Below are 21,853 nucleotides of genomic sequence, written 5' to 3' on the forward strand. Positions count from 1 at the left end.
GAATACAGAAAAAAAAGGGAGTTGAATAAAATCTCCCCCTAGTCTTCTTCCCCAAACATATAATGTTTTGTTCGAATATTGACATTTAGAACAATACCTATTGCAAGCATACTTGTCATTAACGCACTTCCACCATAGCTGATAAAAGGTAAGGCTAACCCTGTAATTGGCATTAAACCAATTGTCATACCGACATTTTGGAAAATCTGGAACACAAATAACCCCACAGAACCAGCAACTAAATACGTCCCAAATGTATTGTTACAACTAAAGGCTATTATCACCATGCGGTATAGTAGCAGGAAGTACACTACAATTAAAACAGTTGCCCCCACAAAACCAAACTCTTCGCCAATTACTGTAAAGATAAAATCAGTATGAAGTTCCGGAATCGTTCCACTCTGAGACTTAACTCCCGAAGCTAAACCACTGCCGTACAGTTTTCCTGCCCCAATTCCCTGAATCGCCTGGTACAATTGAAACCCTTGCCCCGCAATGTCTGCCTGAGGGTCTAACCATGCATAGATTCGATCTAATTGATGGGATTTAATAATAAGTGAAAACAACTCAAAATAATTATTATGAAGCCAAACCAACAAGCCAATACCCGATAAAGCAAGTGTCGTTAATAGAGCAATCATCCGATACGTCACACCAGACATAACGATCATACTAAACATGACAGCCCCTATTACAAGAGCCGTTCCTAAATCCGGCTGAATTAGAATCAAAGCAAATGGAGGTAATCCAACCCCAAGTATTTTTCCAACTACAATCACGTCAGAACGAAACGACTTTACCATGGGGTTCTTTGTAATATTATACAAGACATGCGCTAACGTAATAAGAACAAATATCTTAACAAACTCGGATGGCTGAAACCGAAATACCCCTTCAATCCCTAGCCACCTTTTCGCACCGTTTACCTCAATCCCAAGCGGTGTAAACTCAACAAGTAAGAGTAAAATCATCCCAAGGGCATATAAAGGAATCGAGAAATTCTTAAATAATTCATAGTCAATGCTCATTGCCGCTATCATTAAAATAGTTCCTACACCAAACCAAAGTATTTGACGCTGAACAAAATGAAATGGGTCCCACCCCCATCTGGCTGTCAATGGAGCACTCCCGCTATAGACTGCTAATAAACTGATACACATGAGCACAAACAAAAGAAATAACAATGTAAAATCCAACTGTTGAAATGAGGTTTTACGTTCCTGCATCTATATTCACCTACTATATTCCGATTATCTTACTCTGCGGAGACTAGTTCTCCCGCCAATCTCATTTGTGACGGCCGTTTCTTCCTCAAAACTTTCTTCCTCTTCATATTTCTCTTGCCGATCTCGCTCTGTTTTCCTTGATATATTTGCTAAGATTCCCATTGAAATGAACGTCACCATCAACGAAGATCCCCCATAGCTGATAAATGGGAATGGAATACCAGTAATCGGTAACAACCCACTTACAGCCCCAGCATTAAAGACCATTTGAATACATAATTGAAAGACGATTCCAAAAGCAAGTAAACTTCCAAACGTATCATTGCAGCGGGCACCAATTACAATACCCCTGATTATAATAATTAACATACAAGTGAACACAAAAGCAATTCCAAAAACCCCCAACTCTTCACTGACAATGGCTAAAATAAAATCTGTGTGAGCTTCAGGCAAATAAAATAATTTTTGAACACTCTGCCCGAGGCCGGCACCTGTTAAACCACCATGAGCAATGGCTATATAGGACTGTACAAGCTGTAATCCTTCTGATGCTTCCAGTTCAAAGGGATTTCTGTGACCAATTAACCGGTTTAAACGATATGTCTCAGAGTGGGCGTAATGATAAATTGCCCATCCAGCTAAACTTCCCAATGAGATGAGGTGAATCATCCTAGCGCCAGAACAAAATGCAATTAAACCTGCAACTAATACAATCGAAGTTGCAGTTCCAAGATCCGGTTGCCACATAATCAGCAAAAAGAAACCAACAACGACGAGTAATGGCGGTAATACTCCAGAGAAGAATTTGTTGATAAAAGCCTGCTTTCTGGAGTACACATACGCCAAATAAATAATAGATCCCAGTTTTACAAACTCCGAAGGCTGCAGTTGAAAGCCCATAATTACTATCCAGCGGTTTGCTCCATTCACACTATGTCCTATTCCCGGAACCTTAACTAAAACTAGTAAAATGACAGAAAACAAGACAATCCAAAAGGATAATTTCCGATAGTGTCGATATGGGAAAAACATAAAAAAAGTAAATAATACAGCGGATACAATTAACCACATTAACTGCCGTTCAAAAAAGTAAGAGATATTTCCAAAAGTTTCATATCCTTGTATGAAACTTGCGCTGTATATCATAATAAGTCCAAATAATCCAAATAATGTAATTGTCGTGATTAAGAGCCAATCTATATACAACTTCCTGCTTGTATCTGTCTCCAGTTCCAAGGAACTTCACCCACCAATCTTTTACAGATGTTCCCTTCTATCAATTATTACATTATATCAGATGGAAACCTACTCTAAAAGATACTTCACTTCCTATTTTTAAGCTATTTTTATATATTTCCAACCTCATCTTTACGTGTTCAAATGATGTAGAATAATCTGCCTGAATGTACAAAATAAAAATATCTTTGATATAGAAAAAAAAAAGATTGCAAAGGGGGAAAGTGAACTATATAATCATCTTGTTATATAGAATACGTAAGGAATGGGGAGTTATTTTGAGCAACAAGATGTTATTTATCTATAATCACGTCTCACGACAAAATATGACAGAGGAACTTAAAGAATGTGCGTCTGATATTACAGTATCAACTATCAAAAATGCATTGTCATTACTTTCATATGATGTCATCAGTATTAATCTAATGAATGAACAACAATTGAGGGAAACGATCGAATATCATAGTCCCATTACTTGTGCATTTGTAATTGCGGAAGGGTTTTTATCAGAACCAAGTTCCTTATATGATGGTAGCGGAGCTCTATCCATTAGACAAATCCTTGAAAGCTATTCTATCCCCTATACCCATTCCACACCAAAAACAATGGAGTTTTGCCGAAATAAAGACTTAACGTATAAAATTTTAGGGGAAACTGAAATACTGATTCCGAAATTTATCTCATTCTCTAGTCCACATTTGACTGAAAAAGAAATGATTGAAGCGGAAATCTCTGTTGGCTACCCCATGTTTATTAAACCTGCTGGTGGTGGAAACAGTTTAGGAATTGATGAATTATCCATCTGTGAAAACCGGAACGATTTAGTAAAAAAGATTGGTCAACTTCAGGAGTTATTCGGAGAACAACCAATCTTAATGGAATCATATATATCAGGAAGTGAATTCACTGTTGCAGTGGTTGGAAATGCTTCCCCTACAGTATTACCAATTATTGAATTTCCGAATGATGTTCAAGTAAGAAGCCATGCAGTTAAAGCAGGTGAGTACGAAAAGCGGGATTCATTTCGCCTTCTCTCACCACATGAGGGAAAAGGATCAGAGATTGCGGAAATTGCATTAAAAGTATATCAAGGTATACAAGGTAAAGATATGATTCGCTTAGATTTAAAAATGGATCAGTTTGGAAACCTCTTTGTCATTGATGTGAATGGGACACCATCCCTATCCAGTAAAGGATCTGTAGCTTATATGATTGAGACGTTAGACATATCAATGGAAGATTTTTTAGGATATATGGTATATGAAGTTACCCGTGGCAAATCGTTTGTAAGCGAGCATGTAGAAGAGGTTTGGAAGAGTGTTTCAAAGAAACTCATCAGTGTAGATGCGCAAGTGGTGGCTTAAAAGAACAGTACCTTCTGGATGACAGAGGCTTTTATAAAATACTCTTTTATTTCTGCTGACCTATTGGCACTTACAAAAATCAAGTAGGATGTGCTATACTACTTCTAAGGAGATGATGCCAATGGTTCAAATGAATATATGTCCAAAATTTGAATCAGCATTTCAATTATTAGGAAAACGGTGGAATGGGCTTATCATACGTGTATTATTACAAGGCCCTCAACGCTTTAAAGATATATCAGCCGTCATACCAACTATGAGTGATAAAATGCTGGTGGATCGTTTAAAAGAGTTAGAAGAAGCTGAACTGGTGGAACGAAATGTCTATCCAGAAACACCGGTTCGAATTGAATACCAGTTATCAAAAAAAGGAATTGAATTAGAATCAGTGATGGACGAAGTTCAAGCTTGGGCTGAAAAGTGGATAGATTGAATTAAAGCAGAAGGTCTTGGCTGACGAGTTAGTCCAAGCAAATGTGAAAAACTTAAAAATGGCTCAGTTCATTTTGGAACGAGCCATTTTATTTTTGCTTATAAATAGTTGCAATAAGAGTGTCAACTATCGCAACAAACCTCCCCACAACTTTGAATGCATTTGCAGTTTTGAAATAAGAACCATTCCGTCTTTTCTTAGCATATACAAGTAGAATACTTCCATTCCTCAACAAAAATTATCTATTTACCTTGTTCCTTTTCCCTAACCCCTTTGCCCCTTTTAGATAAAAACGAGAACCGGTGTCCTAAAATCTTCCCTGCTAATCCTGATCGAACACTCAAATACATATATATTCCTAGACCTGACATGACAGAACTAAACAAAATAATCGTGGCATTCAATCTGTTTTCTAACGGCAGGATACTTCCTACACCAGTTCTCACAAGGACAACAACAATTGCCATGAAAATAGCATAAATACAAATGAGAAGTAGTCGCTTTAACAAGAATGTGTAATTAAAGTCTGCATATTTTCCAATAGCCCATATATTTACACAAACAGCGATAGAGTAGCCGATTCCCGTGGCCAATACAGCACCCCATGCATCAAACCAAACAATAAACGGGTAGTTAAAAATCACCTTAAATGTTATACCTGCTACTAAAGCAATAACAGCAAATTTTTGCCTGTTTATCCCTTGGAGTAGGGAGGCAGTTACTGCAAAGATAGAAAAAAGGATAGCAACTGGTGCATAATACTTAAGCATAGGAGCACCTATATCCATATCACTTAGACCGAACAGCGTGGCATAGGTAGAATCAGATAACAAAACTAAACCAAGCGATGCTGGGACACATAAAAATAGGATAATTTGGTACGTTTGCGTTATTTGTCTTTGCAGACGTTCTTCATCTCTATTAATAAACGCATTCGTTATTGTTGGTAATATAGTTAATGACATCGCAGTTGCAACAGAAACAGGAATTAATATTACCTTATGAGCAGCCTGCTGAAATGCACCAAAAAACATATCAATAATATCTTGATCGTATCCGATACTTCTCATAGCATTATTAAAACTAAATAAATCAACCGTCTGATAAAGGGGAATTGACAATCCAACAAGGGAAATTGGCAATGCATAAGTGATTAGCTCTTTATACATCTTGGACAGTGGAATTTGGTGATCAACTGTGCTTGCCTCCACTTGTTGTGCTATATGTCCCTTTCTCTTTACCCAGTAATACAATAGTACTCCCATTCCCCCAAGGGCACCGACAAACGCCCCAAACGTTGCAAAACCAACTGCTGTTCCTAATTCTCCTTGCCAAACTTCAATAATTAGAAATGTTAATACTAATATAAAAATGATTCGAATGATTTGCTCAATTACTTGCGAAACTGCTGTCGGCCCCATGGATTGAAACCCTTGAAAATACCCTCGAATTAAGGACATGATAGGAACAATTAACAGGGCAACACTTACCATACGTATCGTAAATACGGCATCTTCAATTGTATTCCCTTCTAAAGAACTTGTATCAAGCACCTGCCGTGCAATCGGATCCGCAAGAAAGAATAATGATATAAATGCTATAAAGCCTGTAATTGACATAACAACAAGCCCTGAACGAAATAATCGCTGCCCAGTATGATAATCACCTAGAGCATTATATTTTGAAACAAATTTCGAAACGGCTAACGGAATACCTAACGTGGAAAGACTTAAAAGGACAGTATAGGGGGTATAACCATATTGGTATAAGGCTAAACCATCTAATCCCACAATCGCTTTAAATGGAAATATGTATATAAGACCAAGCATTTTTGATATGAATATGCTTGCAGTTAAAATCATCGTCCCACGAATCAATTGTTTATCAGACATGTTTTTCTTACCCCGCCTTAAAAACAAAGCACAGTGCTTCGTTTTACGTATAAGTCGATACTTCACCAAATAGGTAACCGCTTCTAGTGTAGCTCGCTTCTAGCATTTTATCACACTTCAATTAAAAGAGCATTTCTCTCAGTAAATTTTACTGAATCAGACTTGGAATTCGTGTTATTAGGTTTTACATTCCATCCACCTGCAACGAATTCATGTATTGCCTCATCATATTCCAACTTAATTTTTTTTATTCTTCACCCTTGATTGAAGTTAATTTACTTACCAAAATACACTAAAGCTTAGAATTTCTCAATCTGAGAATCTGTAACTTTTCAAAGATCCATTCCGTCTAATGGCTAAAAGAAAAGAAAATGGGGTGTCTAAAATGAAATTATCTTTAAAATCAATTATTCTTATGCTCACAGTCTTTCTGTTTATCACATTATCTTTTGGATGCAGCTCTGATTTTGACTCATCTGATGAGCTTGCATCAGAATATGACATGTACAGTGCTGACGATAGCGCTGGATTCGTGGAAGTTACTGAGAGCTCAGATGGTTCAACTAGGACAGGAACATCAAATCCATCTGAACAAGAAGAAATAGATCTTGATGCGGCAAACAGAATGGTAATATACAATGCTTCCATGAATTTAGAAGTTACTGATTATCAAAAAGCAAATCAAGAAATTCAAAATTTCGTCCGAGAATTTGGGGGCTTTATTATTGAATCCAGTCTCCATAGTTCAGGAGATACACAGATGTCAGGGAGTTTAACTGTGAGAGTTCCACAGAAAAACTTCGATGCGTTTCTAAATGACCTGGAATCTGCCAGTACAAAGGTTCATGAACGCTCCATATACGGGAACGATGTTACAGAGGAATATGTAGATTTAGAATCACGTTTAAGGTCGAAGGAATCCGTAGAGGAACGTTTACTGGCATTTATGGAAGAAGCATCAAATACCGAGGATTTATTGAAGATCTCGAAAGACTTAGGAAACATCCAAGAGGAAATTGAAACCATTAAAGGTCGAATGAATTATTTAGAAAATCACGTCGCCTATTCCACAGTCACAATTTATCTACAGGAACGAAACATTAAAGTACCTCCTCTTCAGGAGACAGATACATTAAATACTTGGAAAAAAGCACAAAGTTTATTCATGGACACAGTGAATTTCATCATCTCCATTTTTTCAACTATTATTGTGATGATAGTTGGGCTTAGTCCCATCATTATTCCATTACTGCTAGCAGTGGGTATTATTCTAACCGTTAAACGAAGAAAAAGATCGAAATCAAATTCAGATTCAGATCTGTAAATTAAATAGAGGTGGGACTGGAGCTTATTCCAGTTCCACCTATTTAATTAACCTTCTATCACTTTTAAGAACATCGTACGGGTTCGTGGTCCGTCAAATTCACAAAAATAAATACCTTGCCATGTCCCAAGTAATAAATCCCCATTTGACACAATAACAATCTGAGATGTCCCGACGGTACTCCCTTTCAAATGTGACGCAGAATTCCCTTCAGAATGAAGGTATTTTTTATGTGTCCATGGATAAACTTCATCTAACCGCATTAACATATCATGTTTAACATCAGGATCAGCATTTTCATTTATAGTAATTCCTGCTGTCGTATGTGGACAGTAAACATAAACGACACCACTGTTAATTCCCTCTTCTTGGATAAACTGCTGCACCGTGTTTGTTACATCTATCATCTCGTCCCGTCTCTTGGTCTTTATCGTAACTTTTTTTAGATGTGCCATTTACAATCCCTCCCTGAAATATCATACTTTATCTCCTTGACTCCTGGCATGTTTATTCGTAGCTTTAACAGATTCAAGCAAAATACGTTTAAAGTGTGATTCCTCTAGAACTTCTAGACCTTTTGCTGTAGATCCTCCTGGTGATGCCACTTGTGCTATTAACTCTTCCGGCTCTCCACCATTTTCAAGCATCGTAACTGAACCCCGAACCATTTTTATTACTAAGTTTCTCGCCTGTCCCTTTGAAATACCATAGTCTTGAGCAGCTGTTTCCAACGCCTGGACAAAAGTATAAAAAAATGCTGGAGCACTTCCTGTTATAGCAGTTAGATCATGTACTTGTTGTTCTGATAACTCCTCTGCCTCACCAATGGAAGATAAGATCATATCAATGATAGTTCGATGTTCCGAGGATACATTTTGACCACATGTATAAATTGACATGGATTGTCCCAATTGTGCAGCGGTGTTTGGCATGATCCAACAGACAGGTGTTCCTGGTACAAGCCTTTTCTCAAGATATGATGGATCTATGCCAGCAGCAACCGTAATCACTAATTGCCCGCTGATTTTATCCTTTATTATGGATGCCATTGTTTCATGTGTCTCCGGGGGAGAGGCTATTAGGAGAACATCAGAATGAACTATTTCCGTTTCCCAGTCAGTTGTAATTTTGACAGAGTATGTATTTTTTAAATAATGAAGTCTTTCTTTATCCGATTTATTCCCAACCATAATGTCATCACATTGAATGGTAGAATTCTTTTTGTTTACAAGTCCGGATATGACAGCTTCTGCCATTCTCCCTGCACCAATTATTAATAGTTTTGTCATAATAACACTCCTTTTCATTAAACTAGGCTCTGTTTTATTCTGTTATTGATTTTCGATTCAAGTCCCTCGCTTCAATCAACAGTGAATTAATTATTCAACATTATCCTTTAACTAAAATAACATGTAATGATTAACCATGAAAGGAAAGAAAAACAGGATGCCCGAAATCTGGACATCCTGTCTTTTATAAAGATAGTAGAAATTATTTACTTAACTAATATTTTCCAGCCTTTTTTCTAACTGCTTCAATTTAAATTGATCTTTGTTAGCATTTTCATATTGTTTTAGCTTTCGCTTTAACCTGGCTTTCGTCCAAGTAAAATCTGCAATTCCCTTTGTGTTTAAATAGGTAGCAAAGAAATCCACATTACCACTGTCATATTTAAAATCTTCCACTACATCAAAATATAATTCAAATGCTTCCAGTATTGTTGCATTTTCTGGAACAAAGTCACCGTATTGCTCTAAACATTGTTTATAATTGTTTTCACGGAGTTTGGTTAAGAAGGTTGTTAAAAACTCTTCTTCTTTTCCAGCTAACTGATATCCTTTCTTTTCCAGTAATCGAAGGAAAATAACTAACTCATTATGGTAAAAGGAATATACTTTACGCATTTCCTTTGTCATTGTTACCGAAAGGCTCACCAAACCTTCGGAGCGAGCCAGCAACATGTTCATCAGAGCCTTATATGCTTCTGGTTTTAATAGAAATGTAGGATGAACTGTCCTCAAATATTTATCAACCTCTACGTTTAAAAAGTGCTGACGTTGTTGTTCCTGTTCCATTTCCTCCAGAGCTCTCATCCGTTCCTGTTCTGCATATTCCATAATTCTTTGCTGTGTTTCCTTCGCCCACACAGCCTGCTTTGCTTCAAACTTCCTTATTAATGTTTGAAACATGTGCCTCTCCTCCTTTCAAAAAGTCATGGTAAATTTTTTTCCAACTGAAGTGTATCACATTAAAAAGAGAAATAAAATAGAGAAAAAGGAAAAATTTTATATTATTTTTCCCTTTTTCTCTATATATTGAATGAATTTATTGATATTTAGTGATAAATGGTCGTATTTGGTGATATTTTATTTGAATTCATTTCAACTATGCCTTTTCCGGAGCAGCAATCAGCCCGTGTTTCACATTCGTCCGTACAAGATTTAACTTGGTATCTAATTGAATAATGGCTAAAAATGGTTCATCTATTCGAGATTGATATCGCAAATCAAACCAATGTACTTCATATCCATCTAATTTTTTTACGATTTTCGCATGCAGATAATGGGAATGCTGCATGATATAATCTACAAACTTACTTTTTTTTGAAGCATCAATTATTTTATTATCTTTGTTCTTCTCCAATTGTTTTGACCACTTAACAACACCTTTATCATACTTCCCCAGTGTATAATGACCTTCACGATTGGCAATGATACTCCAAGTGTTTAACCGGGTAGAAGGGATTAATGTGTAGATAACCTCTCCATCACTTTGATCATTAAGAAGACGGATCACTTTTTGCCGGATAATATATCTGACCCCTATATATAGAATAATTGCAAAATAAATAAATAGAAAAGTGATTCCCGGTTGATATCCTCTCCACCAGATAAAAAAACCAATTACATGGAGGAATAGAATAATCGGATCTAAAATTGGTAGTAAATAAAAGGCAATTTTTCTTTTCACAAATGGATGAAGGGCCATCGTACCATAAATATTGAACAAATCAAAAAGAACATGAACAACTACAGAAACGAGAGTCCATAAGAAAAAGGTAAGGAAAAACACTCCACCATTTAGGAATGAAGCGATTAGTGCAATGAATAAAGAACTTAGCAAAACTGCTGGAATGGAATGACTTACTCCCCTATGCCATTTTACATAGGCTTCATTCCCCTTATATTTAAATATAAAATCAAAATCTGGAGCATTGGACCCTATGATTGTACAAGCCAACATAGCAGGTACTATTTCAGGGTGACTCTGTACCACGGGATCAAGAAACGACAAACCTGCAATTCCAATCCCAGTCACGATGTGTGTAGTTGTATCCATATGGATTTCCTCCATTACGCTTTTAAAATAGTTTTTGGGGAAACTCGTTTACTATAGTCTTGTAAAATATCGTTTGTTATCCTGGAAGCTGATTGTGGAATCCAAATTGACGAAAGGGATTGTTTCATATTATCTAGCTTCTCCGAATCCCTCATTATTTTTTTTGTCTGATCCACTAGTTGATCCGCTTTTTCATTCCAAATGGCACCTCCCCTTTTATGGAAATAAGCGGCGTTTTCCCTTTCCTGTCCAGGAGTTGCTTTTGGAAGTAAAACGGGGGTATTCGTTGCCAATGCCTCTGATAGAATGACTCCCCCAGGTTTCGTGATGACACAATCGGCAATTTTCAGTAATTCTTCCATCTCTGTTACAAAACCGTAAACATGAATATTCTTATACATTTGATACCTTAGCTGTAATTGGTTGAAAAGCTCTTCATTTTTTCCACAGACAATCAGGAGTTGAAGCTCCGTATCGTCTTTTAATAACTCGCTAACTTCTTTCATCCCTTTAGATACCCCAAATGCCCCGGCAATTATTAATACCGTAGGCTTAGTACTGGATAAGTGATACTTTTCAACCAGCTGATTTTTGTTATACGGAGCGTAAAACTCCCGTTTAATTGGAATTCCGGATACAAGGATATTTTCTGTCCTAACTCCTGACTTCACCAGTTCATTAGCCAATTCGGATGTGGCCACATAGTATTTATCAATCCCTGGGTGAACCCAGGAATGATGAAGGCAGTAATCTGTGATAACGTTATAGTTTGGAATCCACGTATTTGTTTTAGAACGATAAGATGGTACTGCAAAAGATGGGAAAGTATTGATAATAACGTCTGGTTCTTCTTCCTCGATTATCTTTTTCAATCTAGAGTATCCATAAGACAATAATTTTAAATTTTTTCTTTTGGAAAGTTCTTTGCTGCTGTAATAAAATAACCGGTAAATTTGTCTTCCACCGAGAGTGTAACTCTTTAAATACATTTTCCTCGTCCATTCATTTAAACGGGGACTTGTTTCGTAATATAAATCACGAACCAATACATTGAATACTCCTTGATAAATAAACTCATCCTGTAGGGCTTTTGCCACTTGATGATGCCCATTCCCATAATTTGAAGTTAATATCAATACTTTGGGTGATTTCATGACATATTCCTCCTCATTTTTTTCTAAGCAGTATGCCTTTTAATCCTTTCCTGCACGGATAAACAACTATGAAGTAATTGATTAAAAATATTGTCCCAGGATTGACAATTAGCAAATTCCCTGGCCCGCTCACCCATTGATTTTCGTAACACTTTATCTTCCAATAAAATCGTGGTACTGCGAACAAATTCTTCTACATTTTTTTCTGAACATAAATAGCCATTTATTCCGTCTTCAATTAAATTTTGGACACCTCCTGCTTTCGCACCAATAACCGGTATGGAGGATGCTTGTGCCTCTAATACAACATTTCCGAAAGTTTCTGTCGGCGAAGGGAAAATAAACGCATCACATGACGCATACACTTCTGCCAATTCTTCCCCCTCCATAAATCCGGTAAATGTGATCTGTTTGTGATTGGCTTCTGATAGAGGTTTTAATTGAGGGCCATCACCAACTACCAATAAATGGGTTTCCTTCTTAACATTCTCCGGTAAAGCATGAAATGTTTCTAAAACAATATGAATATCCTTTTCTGGAGCAATTCTCCCTACAAATAGGAGAATATTTTTTTCTTTAATATTATGTTTTTCCCTTATTTTATTACTGCGTTTTGTAGGTGAAAAAAAGGTATGGTCAACTCCCCTCCCCCAAATATCGATGTTTGAATGAAGTTCTTTCTTGAGTAGCTTATCTTTCGTGTGTTTAGAAGGGACAAAAACCTTCTCAAAAGGACGGTGAAACCAATTCATATATTTCCAAATCCATTTTTCCATAAATGTCAAATGGTAATAGTCTAAATATTCATCGAAGTTGGTGTGATAGGAAGCTACCATTGGAATTTGATGTTTCCTGCCATAATGGTGCCCGAAAAGTCCTAAATTAAATGGAGTTGTGATGTGGATGAGAGTTGGCTGAAATTCATCAAGTGTCTGTCTGATGTGAATTGGATTAGGAAGGGCTATTCGGCATTCAGGATAAAGGACAAAAGGGATACTTGTAAACCGCTGCACTTGTGGAACGGCAGGAAATGGGGTACTGCTCTCTGGAACAAATAGTTTATATTCAATCCCCCTTTTTTCCAGAAAATCGGTGTATCTCTTTAATGTACGTGCAACTCCATTAATCTCCGGTGCGTAAGTATCAGAAAAGATGGCAATACGCATGTTCACACACTCCTATACAAATTATTTACCACTGTATTGTCAACTTAAATTTAACAGAGTTTTGTGAAAACGATATGGAGTGTATGTAAAGAATTATTAAGAAATTTCTGGAGAATGGGGAGAATTTATGTCAGTTTATTAATAAATCTATGATTTGTGGGGATGGCACAAAAGAAAACCTTTTACATATAGGAGCTAAGTCGTTTTAAGAAGTTTTGAAAAATTAAAATTTTCTTAAAAGAAAATACATATTCCCCTAACGATAGCTTAACAATTCCGATTTATCATTTATATTAGGAGAGGAAGTTTCTACATTTAATGACGGGGAGGATTTTAAATGAATCGTTTAGTAGGCTGGCTAGTAACAAGTGATACTCATGTTTTTCACTATGTAAATCAGCAAATGAGGTGCAGAGCCTTTGATTATATTCTTCCAAAGCTCACACATCTAGGAGGGGCTACTTCCACGATCTCATCTTTACTCCTTATAATGCTATTATCAGGCGAGATTGTAAGGTCTTGGGCCATTCAAGCTCTTATTTCCTTAACAGTAAGTCATATTATTGTTCATTTCATTAAAAAAGCATACTGCCGTGAAAGGCCTTATCGGAAACTGGAGAATGTAAACTTAAGTTCCAGCCCGTTAAAAGATTACTCATTTCCATCCGGCCATACCACAGCAGCTTTCTCCATTGTTATCGTTTTTTCCATGTACTCTCTCGCCCTTGCGATTCTGTTATTACCATTGGCAGTCTTAATAGGATTTTCCAGAATGTACCTTGGATTACATTTCCCAACCGACTGTATCATCGGTGCATTAATCGGGACCTTGAGTTCGGTTTTAGTTGTCTATAGCAGTTCTGTTTTTTTCTAAACTGGAGATGTGGAAGTGTATGAAATGATTTCTTTATACACATCGAGGGGTCTTTCTTCTGTCACTAAGTGCCCCGCATAGTCAAAACTCTTTAGTTTTGCGTTTGGCAAATCTTTCACTAACTTTTCTCCAACATCCATGGGAACAACCCTGTCCTCTTTCCCCCATAACAGTAATGTTGGTGTTTCAATCCGCTTTAACTCATCTGACGACAGATCCCCTTCCCTGTATCTCAATAATCTGCCAAGGGACTTGTAAAAATTCTTCTCTAATAATGGCTTACCAAAATGTTTCTTATGATCTTCTGTAATATAAGAGGGATTATAAAAAACGTTTTTCAAATACTCTTCCACATCTTTTCTTTGAATATATTGTTGTACAAACAGATGAAAAAAAGGAAGATACGTGCTGTAAACAAGAAGTTTTTTCGCTTTTTTTAAATATCCTGAACTACACAATAACACTAACTTACTAATTTTATCTGGTATATATTTTGCTGTGTATAAGGCAATTTGTCCTCCCATAGAATGCCCCACAACATACACATCTGTTAATCCAAAATAGTCGATACACTCTGCCACGACCTTGGCGTAATTTTCGAAGGAGTAAACAAAAGATGTCGATTTCTCACTCCTTCCAAAACCCGGTAAATCGATTGCAATAATAGAAAAATGCTTTTCCAAGAGTGGAACGAGCCTATTAAATGTATAGGTGGAAGATACAAATCCATGGATTAAGAGAATTGGTGGTTTACCATTAAATAAATACTCACAATAAATGCTTACATCTGACAATGTAATCATCTCTTTATAAAGTTTAGTCGATTTCATTTGACTTCCCCCTCGTTCTTTGTCATAACATCTATTATTTGCTATTAAATGCATTAGCATGTGTCCTTTGGATGTGTTTTGGGAATAAATTAGTATATGCATCAGGCGTGTATAATGTAGAGTGCAAGTTGTAATAATCCGTAACCAGTTATATAAGATGGTGACTGAACGTTAATTTAACAAGTTCATTCATTATGATAAAATAATTACATTACGTTAGATATGGTAGGTGTAGGTATGTATGATGTCATTGTGATCGGCGGCGGTCCTTCAGGCTTAATGGCTTCTGTAGCAGCAGCGGAATACGGTGCAAAAGTTCTTCTCATAGACAAGGGTGGTAAATTAGGAAGAAAACTAGCTATCTCCGGTGGTGGACGTTGTAACGTAACAAATCGGGCAGATGTGGAAAACATCATTGCACACATTCCAGGAAACGGGAAGTTTATGTATAGTCCCTTTTCTGTATTTAATAATGAAGATATCATAGGCTTCTTTGAAACCTTAGGTATTCCATTAAAAGAAGAAGACCGTGGTCGGATGTTTCCTGTTAATGATAAGGCAATTACTGTTGTTAAAACGCTCGTGGACCGGGTAAGGTCCTTAAAAGTGGACATCCGGACCAATCTGAAAGTTGCTGATGTAAGATATGATTTGGAGCAAAAACGAGTTCAAGGTATTAAACTTGAATCTGGTGAAAAAGTCGATGCTCCAAATGTAATCATTGCTGTCGGCGGGAAATCGGTTCCCCATACAGGCAGTACAGGGGACGGTTATCCATGGGCGAAAAAAGCCGGTCATACAGTAACTGAACTTTATCCAACCGAAGTTCCGATTACTGCTGACGACTTATATATTCGTAAAAAACTACTGCAAGGACTTTCTCTACGGGATGTTCGTCTCTCTGTACTGGAACCTGGCTCCGGAAAATTAATAAAAGCCCACGAAGGGGATATGATCTTTACCCATTTTGGAATTTCAGGACCTATTGTCCTCAGATGCAGTCAGTATGTGGTGAAGGCCAAAAAAAAGCATCGTGTGGAACGGGTAAAACTGGAGTTAGATCTATTCCCTGAGAAAACGGAGGATTCTATACTTTCCTCTTTAGTGGATCTATTAGATAAACAGAAAAAAAAAGCGATAAAAAATGTAATCACTGGCTGGATTCCAGAACGTCTCGTACCAGTGGTTCTCAACCTTGCAGAAGTGAACCCATCCATGGTAAAAGCAGAACTTTCCAATGAAAAATTGAGATCATTAGCTCATTTAGTAAAGAGTTTCCCCATTCATGCCACTGGAACATTATCAATTGAAAAAGCATTTGTTACTGGTGGTGGTGTTTCAGTAAAAGAAATTTACCCGAAACGAATGGAATCTAAACTGATGAAAGGTTTATTTTTTTGTGGAGAAGTGTTGGATATCCATGGGTATACAGGAGGTTATAATATTACAGTTGCCTTCTCTACCGGTTACACTGCCGGACAATCTGCAGCCATGAATTTGTGGGAGGATTAGAAGGGATTATCTTGATCAAAGGGGCGCAAAGTCCATCTAGAATCTTCGATTTAGGTGGGGAGGTTCACCAGTGGTGAGTTCTATCTATGTTAGCAGGGTTCTTCTGATGGGAGTTTGCTATTTTCTTTCTCCTTACTAAAAAAACGTTGGACCTCTATCTTCAAAGTAGGGGTCCAACATTTTTTTATACATCATATACCTTTTTAATTTGCAACGATATTCACAAGTTTTCCAGGAACAGCAATAACTTTTCGAATTGTTTTCCCTTCGATCTCTTCTCTCACCTTGTCTATTGCCTTTGCCTTTTCTTCCATCTCTTCACGGCTAGCATCTTTTGAGATGACAAGTTTCGAACGGAGTTTTCCATTTACTTGGACCACAATCTCCACTTCGTTTTCCACAAGCCAGCTTTCATCATGGACTGGCCATGGTTCATACGAAACTGTTTCATCATGACCTAGACGGTTCCATAGTTCTTCACTAATATGAGGCGCGATCGGCGACAGCATTTTTACAAATCCCTTAATATGTGCAAGCGACAGTTCTTCCTGCTTATAGGCTTCATTGATAAAGACCATCATATGTGATATACCAGTGTTAAATCGAAGGTGTTCGAAGTCTTCTGTCACTTTTTTAACCGTTTGATGATAGGTCCTAGTCATTTCATTTGTACCTTCAATATCCTTAATTGCCGGGTTCAAATCCCCATTATCCGTAATAAACAACCGCCATATACGGTCGAGGAATCGTCTGGCTCCATCCAACCCATTGTTACTCCAGGCAATAGATGCATCGAGAGGTCCCATGAACATTTCATAAAGTCTTAATGTGTCTGCCCCATGACTTTCCACAATATCATCAGGATTCACAACATTCCCTTTAGATTTACTCATCTTCTCGTTATTTTCCCCAAGAATCATACCTTGGTTATAAAGCTTTTGGAATGGTTCTTTCGTGTGAACTACACCGATATCGTAAAGGAATTTATGCCAAAATCTTGCGTAAAGGAGATGTAATACGGCATGCTCGGCACCACCAATATAAATGTCTACCGGCAACCATTTACGAAGCCTTTCTTCATCTGCTAATGCTTCCTCATTATGTGGATCAATATAACGGAGGTAATACCAACAACTTCCTGCCCATTGCGGCATCGTATTCGTTTCCCTGCGTCCTTTTTTTCCAGTTTCTGGGTCAATAACGTGAAGCCACTCTTCCGCATTCGCAAGTGGTGATTCCCCTGTACCAGATGGTTTAAACTCCTCTAATTCTGGAAGTGTCAGTGGAAGATCCGATTCAGGCACTGCTTTCATGGTACCATCTTCCAAATGAATAATTGGAATCGGTTCTCCCCAATATCGCTGACGACTGAACAGCCAATCCCTTAATCGGTACGTTACTTTTTTAGCACCTTTCCCGTTCTTCACCAGCCAATCGATCATTTTTGAAATGGCCTCCCTGTTATTGAGACCATTTAAGAAATCAGAATTGATGTGCGGGCCATCACCTGTGAAGGCTTCCTCGGAAATATCTCCCCCTGAAACAACTTCCACGATTGGGATGTGGAACATCTTTGCAAATTCATAATCCCGTTCGTCATGTCCAGGTACCGCCATGATCGCACCAGTTCCATAGCTTACTAGAACATAGTCTGCAATCCAGATTGGGAGCTTTTCTCCTGTGACCGGATGGTTGGCATATCCCCCAGTAAATACCCCAGTTTTTTCTTTAGAAAGCTCGGTTCGTTCTAAATCACTTTTTGTTGCCACCTTTTTCTGATAAGTTTCCACTGCTTCTTTCTGCTCATCACTGACAATGTCACTTACTAATTTATGCTCAGGTGCAAGGACGAGGTAGGTTGCACCAAAAAGGGTGTCTGGACGAGTGGTGAATACGGTGACTGACTGCTCAGTTTCCGCGATATCAAAACGGACATCCGCACCTTCTGAGCGTCCAATCCAGTTCCGTTGCATATCTTTAATGCTTTCCGGCCAATCCAGTTCCTCCAGATCCTCAAGGAGACGATCGGCGTAGGCAGTGATTTTTAACATCCATTGTTTCATTGGACAACGTTCCACAGGGTGACCGCCCCGTTCACTTTTCCCATCAATGACTTCTTCATTAGCAAGCACCGTACCTAGAGCAGGACACCAGTTTACTGGAACTTCATCAATATATGCTAGACCTTTTTCATACAATTTCAGAAAGATCCACTGGGTCCATTTCACATAGTTTTCATCAGTTGTATTAACTTCCCTGTCCCAGTCATAGGAAAATCCTAGAGATTTAATTTGACGACGGAAGTTATCAATATTTTTTAGCGTAAATTCCCGTGGATGACGTCCTGTATCAAGGGCATATTGTTCTGCCGGGAGACCAAAAGCATCCCATCCCATCGGATGAAGGACATTATAACCTTGCATTCTTTTCATCCTCGATAAAATATCTGTTGCGGTATAACCCTCTGGATGACCAACATGTAACCCTGCTCCAGATGGATACGGAAACATATCTAGAGCATAGAACTTTTCTTTCCCATCTTCCTCCTCTGTCTTAAATGTTTTATTTTCTTCCCAATACCTTTGCCATTTCTGTTCAACCTTCTGATGGTCGAATGCCATGTTGACAACCTCCTTTAAGTTATGTACATCAGAGACAAGAGAATCTATGTATCATATAAAAAACCTCCCGCCCCTAGTTTCGACTAGGGACGAGAGGTTGAAAAAACATCCCGCGGTACCACCCACATTAGCATAAATACTTACGCTCACTTGATGCCCGTAACGTGGGTAAACGTCTAAGGGTACTATCTTCCCCTCAGCAATTCGGAGGCGAGTTCATAAACCGTTGTGGTTAACTTACACCAACCGCTAACTCTCTGAGGCACAACGTATTCATTACTATTCCCCGTCATCATCTTTCGACAATACTATCTGATTACTTGCTATTGTATGCATCGTTTTCAAAACTGTCAAGTAATGTTTTAGTATTATATTTGACAATTTAAAAATGGTTTAAACAAAATAAAAAATATTCTATGCAGATTCTGTGTCATCCCTCCTGGAAAAGGACTGATCCAATAGTTTTCGATCAAATAAGAAGGTCGTCAAGATTGGTATGAGGAACATCCCAACTAACAAATAAAACAAAATAGTCATTCCATAAAGATCTGCGATGATGCCACCAAATAGTGGTCCAAGAAGTCTTCCTCCTGTACCTACACTATTTACAATCCCTTGATAATAGCCTGCCTTTCCCTTTGGTGCTAATTTATGTGCAATGGTTGGAATAGCCGGCCAAACAAACATCTCACCAATAGTCAACACAATCATCGCAGCTAAAAAGGCTGTAAATAACTCTGCCTGACTAAGAATGATATAGGCAATCATAAAGATGGATACACCAACGTATATTTGTGCTTTTAATGAATGGAACCATCTTTTCACAAAAAAGCGTATCACGGGCTGACAGAAAACAATCATTGCACCGTTGACAGTCCACAGAATACTATAATGATTCAATGGAATTCCTAGGTTTTGTGTATGGACAGAAATGTTTGTCTGCCATTGGACATAAGCAATCCAGCAGATCAGAAAACCTAAGCATAAAATAACTAAAGCATTAAATCGCTTTTTATTTTCAATTAACTGACTCTGTTCAAAAACACTAGTTGTGGAACCACCATCACGATTCAACTTAAGTTTACGGATAGAAACAAACGCCAATATGAAAAAAACTAAATACATAAGTCCATTTCCAAAGAATACGAAATCGAATCGAAAACTTGCAAGAAATCCTCCAATGGCTGCACCGATTGCTACACCTACATTTTGAGCCACATATATAGCATTGAACGGTCTTCGTCCCCCCTCAGGCCATAGCGAACCTGCCATTGCATACATACAAGGAATCATTAAACCTGCCCCAAACCCCAGTCCCATTAAGAGGATCACATAAGCAGTAAAGGATTGGTGCAGGATAGCGAGGGTAAAAGCACTCGTCATCGTAATTGATACACCAGTCATGATGGTTTTATATCCTCCAATTTTATCGAAGAGTTTCCCTCCAATTAAATTACCGAGAATCCCCGCTCCACCATTAAACATTAGTACAATTCCCGCTACGGACAGGGGCTGCCCCAGAATTTGATTCATATAAATCGTATTTAAAGGCCATAAAAAAGAGGCCCCAGTGATATTGATGGCCATACCTATGACTAATATCCAAATTGCTTTTGGCATGTAAATCCCCTTTCCTTCGCTTCTCTAAGTAAATTCTAGTTCATGTAAGATAATTTCGCAACAATATATAATTGGATATTCTTAATATCTTCTCCCTTTCGAATGAAGTAACTGAATCACCAATCAATCTTCTTCCGTTTCAGTCGTTGAACTAACCACTTGCACCATTGTGACATCAAACAAAATCTGTGTTAGGATGTGAAAAGAAAATAGTGAGAAAGAGTGGGGAAAAGATATGATCGATTTGCGTAGTGATACAGTAACAAAGCCAACTGCTGAAATGAGACAGCTAATGGCAGAAGCGATTGTCGGGGATGATGTTTACGGGGAAGATCCTACCATTAATGAATTGGAATCATACGCTGCTAACTTATTTGGGAAAGAGAAAGCATTATTTATGACGAGCGGAACACAAGGGAATATCGCTGCAATCTTAACCCATACTCGTCCAGGACAAGAGGTCATTATGGATGACGAATCCCATGTATTTTTATATGAAGGGGCAGGTGCATCTGCCTTTGGAGGTATTCAACCTAGGGCGTTGAGACATAACCGTGGTCAAATACCTATCGATGATTTGGAGAAAGCTATTAGGGGTAAAGATATCCACTTTCCTGAAACGGCATTAATCTGGCTGGAAAACTCTCATAATCGAAGTGGTGGTTCGATCCTCCCCCTATCCTATGTTCGGGAAGTCCATGAACTTGCAAAGGCTTATAACATTCCTGTCCATGTTGATGGTGCAAGGATTTTTAATGCCGCTGTTGGAAGCAATACATCTGTTAAGGAATATGCACAATGTGCTGATACGGTCCAATTTTGTCTTTCAAAGGGACTTGGGGCACCTGTAGGATCCATACTTGTGGGTAATGAAACATTTATCGCTCACGCCAGAAAAAAACGTAAAATGTTGGGTGGCGGACTCCGCCAATCTGGCGTAATTGCCGCACCTGGCCTACATGGGCTCAAAACGGGAATACACCGATTAGCAGAGGATCATGAGCATGCAAAAATGCTTGCGAAAGCGGTGGAAGACTTTACCCCATGTGAGGTTATCCATCCAGTGGAAACAAACATTGTATTGATTGATACGAAGGAGTCGGGAAAATCCGCTTCGGAATGGCTCGCCCTCTTAAATGAAAAGGGAGTTTTGGCAGTGGCATTCGCACCTACCATTATCCGTCTGACAACTCACCTGGACATTTCAAAAGACGATATTCAATCAGTCATCACAATACTTAAAAAATTGGACGTTTAAAGGA

18 protein-coding genes and 1 other annotated feature are annotated in these 21,853 nt (G+C 38.1%); of the genes, 6 read left to right on the plus strand and 12 right to left on the minus strand.

Annotation, left to right across the window (positions count from 1 at the left end):
* Positions 1–38 precede the first annotated feature (38 nt).
* Complete coding sequence (locus tag KS419_RS18620; protein ID WP_217067896.1) at positions 39–1,226, minus strand: FtsW/RodA/SpoVE family cell cycle protein; 1,188 nt, start codon at positions 1,224–1,226, stop codon at positions 39–41.
* Positions 1,227–1,250: 24 nt separating this feature from the next.
* Positions 1,251–2,462 carry a putative lipid II flippase FtsW gene (ftsW, locus tag KS419_RS18625; RefSeq protein WP_343215090.1) on the minus strand — a complete coding sequence of 404 codons (1,212 nt, stop codon included), beginning with the start codon at positions 2,460–2,462 and terminating at the stop codon, positions 1,251–1,253.
* 278 nt (positions 2,463–2,740) lie between these two features.
* Between ftsW and KS419_RS18630 the strand changes: the two genes are divergently transcribed.
* Both KS419_RS18630 and KS419_RS18635 read left to right on the plus strand, forming a co-directional pair.
* Positions 2,741–3,826 carry an ATP-binding protein gene (locus KS419_RS18630; protein ID WP_217067897.1) on the plus strand — a complete coding sequence of 362 codons (1,086 nt, stop codon included), beginning with the start codon at positions 2,741–2,743 and terminating at the stop codon, positions 3,824–3,826.
* Positions 3,827–3,947: 121 nt separating this feature from the next.
* On the plus strand, positions 3,948–4,259 hold the full coding sequence (locus KS419_RS18635; RefSeq protein ID WP_217067898.1) for a winged helix-turn-helix transcriptional regulator: 312 nt from the start codon (positions 3,948–3,950) through the stop codon (positions 4,257–4,259).
* Positions 4,260–4,501: 242 nt separating this feature from the next.
* Here KS419_RS18635 and KS419_RS18640 read toward each other — a convergent pair whose 3' ends face one another.
* Positions 4,502–6,151: a putative polysaccharide biosynthesis protein gene (locus tag KS419_RS18640; RefSeq protein WP_217067899.1), complete on the minus strand. Its 1,650-nt coding sequence runs from the start codon at positions 6,149–6,151 to the stop codon at positions 4,502–4,504.
* Between the two features lie 385 nt (positions 6,152–6,536).
* Here KS419_RS18640 and KS419_RS18645 point away from each other — a divergent pair, with 385 nt between their 5' ends.
* Positions 6,537–7,475 (plus strand): DUF4349 domain-containing protein, encoded by a 939-nt coding sequence (locus KS419_RS18645; RefSeq protein ID WP_217067900.1) that lies wholly within the window; start codon positions 6,537–6,539, stop codon positions 7,473–7,475.
* Positions 7,476–7,522: 47 nt separating this feature from the next.
* On the opposite strand, the gene KS419_RS18650 is transcribed toward KS419_RS18645, so the two are convergent.
* The 6 genes from KS419_RS18650 to KS419_RS18675 form a co-directional block, all read right to left on the minus strand.
* On the minus strand, positions 7,523–7,930 hold the full coding sequence (locus KS419_RS18650; RefSeq protein WP_217067901.1) for a secondary thiamine-phosphate synthase enzyme YjbQ: 408 nt from the start codon (positions 7,928–7,930) through the stop codon (positions 7,523–7,525).
* Between the two features lie 21 nt (positions 7,931–7,951).
* On the minus strand, positions 7,952–8,764 hold the full coding sequence (gene proC / locus KS419_RS18655; protein ID WP_246594270.1) for a pyrroline-5-carboxylate reductase: 813 nt from the start codon (positions 8,762–8,764) through the stop codon (positions 7,952–7,954).
* A 210-nt stretch (positions 8,765–8,974) separates the two neighbouring features.
* A complete protein-coding gene (locus KS419_RS18660) occupies positions 8,975–9,664 on the minus strand; it encodes a hypothetical protein (protein WP_217067902.1) in 690 nt (229 codons plus the stop codon).
* A gap of 196 nt (positions 9,665–9,860) precedes the next feature.
* Complete coding sequence (locus KS419_RS18665; protein WP_217067903.1) at positions 9,861–10,814, minus strand: metal-dependent hydrolase; 954 nt, start codon at positions 10,812–10,814, stop codon at positions 9,861–9,863.
* 14 nt (positions 10,815–10,828) lie between these two features.
* Positions 10,829–11,968 (minus strand): MGDG synthase family glycosyltransferase, encoded by a 1,140-nt coding sequence (locus KS419_RS18670; protein WP_217067904.1) that lies wholly within the window; start codon positions 11,966–11,968, stop codon positions 10,829–10,831.
* A gap of 23 nt (positions 11,969–11,991) precedes the next feature.
* Positions 11,992–13,134 carry a glycosyltransferase family 4 protein gene (locus KS419_RS18675; RefSeq protein ID WP_217067905.1) on the minus strand — a complete coding sequence of 381 codons (1,143 nt, stop codon included), beginning with the start codon at positions 13,132–13,134 and terminating at the stop codon, positions 11,992–11,994.
* A 337-nt stretch (positions 13,135–13,471) separates the two neighbouring features.
* Here KS419_RS18675 and KS419_RS18680 point away from each other — a divergent pair, with 337 nt between their 5' ends.
* Positions 13,472–14,008, plus strand: a complete 537-nt coding sequence (locus tag KS419_RS18680) for a phosphatase PAP2 family protein (protein ID WP_217067906.1) — start codon at positions 13,472–13,474, stop codon at positions 14,006–14,008.
* On the opposite strand, the gene KS419_RS18685 is transcribed toward KS419_RS18680, so the two are convergent.
* The gene (locus KS419_RS18685) at positions 14,005–14,838 is read right to left on the minus strand and encodes an alpha/beta fold hydrolase (protein ID WP_217067907.1); all 834 of its coding nucleotides are present in this window, start codon (positions 14,836–14,838) and stop codon (positions 14,005–14,007) included. The genes KS419_RS18680 and KS419_RS18685 overlap by 4 nt on opposite strands.
* A 237-nt stretch (positions 14,839–15,075) precedes the next feature.
* Between KS419_RS18685 and KS419_RS18690 the strand changes: the two genes are divergently transcribed.
* Positions 15,076–16,350 (plus strand): BaiN/RdsA family NAD(P)/FAD-dependent oxidoreductase, encoded by a 1,275-nt coding sequence (locus KS419_RS18690; protein WP_217067908.1) that lies wholly within the window; start codon positions 15,076–15,078, stop codon positions 16,348–16,350.
* 203 nt (positions 16,351–16,553) lie between these two features.
* Here the strand turns inward: KS419_RS18690 and leuS are convergent, their stop codons facing one another.
* Positions 16,554–18,971: a leucine--tRNA ligase gene (gene leuS / locus KS419_RS18695; RefSeq protein WP_217067909.1), complete on the minus strand. Its 2,418-nt coding sequence runs from the start codon at positions 18,969–18,971 to the stop codon at positions 16,554–16,556.
* 82 nt (positions 18,972–19,053) lie between these two features.
* Positions 19,054–19,273 (minus strand) — a binding site (T-box leader).
* Positions 19,274–19,385: 112 nt separating this feature from the next.
* Complete coding sequence (locus KS419_RS18700; protein WP_217067910.1) at positions 19,386–20,591, minus strand: MDR family MFS transporter; 1,206 nt, start codon at positions 20,589–20,591, stop codon at positions 19,386–19,388.
* Between the two features lie 235 nt (positions 20,592–20,826).
* Between KS419_RS18700 and ltaE the strand changes: the two genes are divergently transcribed.
* On the plus strand, positions 20,827–21,849 hold the full coding sequence (ltaE, locus tag KS419_RS18705; protein ID WP_217067911.1) for a low-specificity L-threonine aldolase: 1,023 nt from the start codon (positions 20,827–20,829) through the stop codon (positions 21,847–21,849).
* Positions 21,850–21,853: the final 4 nt, after the last annotated feature.

It is taken from the genome of Evansella tamaricis (assembly GCF_019042215.1).
GTDB lineage: Bacteria > Bacillota > Bacilli > Bacillales > Salisediminibacteriaceae > Evansella > Evansella tamaricis.

Excerpts from the sequence above, each read along its gene's own strand:
- ltaE (WP_217067911.1), top strand. The coding sequence starts at position 20,827 with ATGATCGATTTGCGTAGTGATACAGTAACAAAGCCAACTGCTGAAATG.
- KS419_RS18660 (WP_217067902.1), bottom strand. The coding sequence starts at position 9,664 with ATGTTTCAAACATTAATAAGGAAGTTTGAAGCAAAGCAGGCTGTGTGG.
- KS419_RS18670 (WP_217067904.1), bottom strand. The coding sequence starts at position 11,968 with ATGAAATCACCCAAAGTATTGATATTAACTTCAAATTATGGGAATGGG.
- KS419_RS18645 (WP_217067900.1), top strand. The coding sequence starts at position 6,537 with ATGAAATTATCTTTAAAATCAATTATTCTTATGCTCACAGTCTTTCTG.
- KS419_RS18665 (WP_217067903.1), bottom strand. The coding sequence starts at position 10,814 with ATGGATACAACTACACACATCGTGACTGGGATTGGAATTGCAGGTTTG.
- KS419_RS18700 (WP_217067910.1), bottom strand. The coding sequence starts at position 20,591 with ATGCCAAAAGCAATTTGGATATTAGTCATAGGTATGGCCATCAATATC.
- KS419_RS18680 (WP_217067906.1), top strand. The coding sequence starts at position 13,472 with ATGAATCGTTTAGTAGGCTGGCTAGTAACAAGTGATACTCATGTTTTT.
- proC (WP_246594270.1), bottom strand. The coding sequence starts at position 8,764 with ATGACAAAACTATTAATAATTGGTGCAGGGAGAATGGCAGAAGCTGTC.
- leuS (WP_217067909.1), bottom strand. The coding sequence starts at position 18,971 with ATGGCATTCGACCATCAGAAGGTTGAACAGAAATGGCAAAGGTATTGG.
- KS419_RS18640 (WP_217067899.1), bottom strand. The coding sequence starts at position 6,151 with ATGTCTGATAAACAATTGATTCGTGGGACGATGATTTTAACTGCAAGC.
- KS419_RS18650 (WP_217067901.1), bottom strand. The coding sequence starts at position 7,930 with ATGGCACATCTAAAAAAAGTTACGATAAAGACCAAGAGACGGGACGAG.
- KS419_RS18675 (WP_217067905.1), bottom strand. The coding sequence starts at position 13,134 with ATGCGTATTGCCATCTTTTCTGATACTTACGCACCGGAGATTAATGGA.
- KS419_RS18635 (WP_217067898.1), top strand. The coding sequence starts at position 3,948 with ATGGTTCAAATGAATATATGTCCAAAATTTGAATCAGCATTTCAATTA.
- KS419_RS18620 (WP_217067896.1), bottom strand. The coding sequence starts at position 1,226 with ATGCAGGAACGTAAAACCTCATTTCAACAGTTGGATTTTACATTGTTA.
- KS419_RS18685 (WP_217067907.1), bottom strand. The coding sequence starts at position 14,838 with ATGAAATCGACTAAACTTTATAAAGAGATGATTACATTGTCAGATGTA.
- KS419_RS18690 (WP_217067908.1), top strand. The coding sequence starts at position 15,076 with ATGTATGATGTCATTGTGATCGGCGGCGGTCCTTCAGGCTTAATGGCT.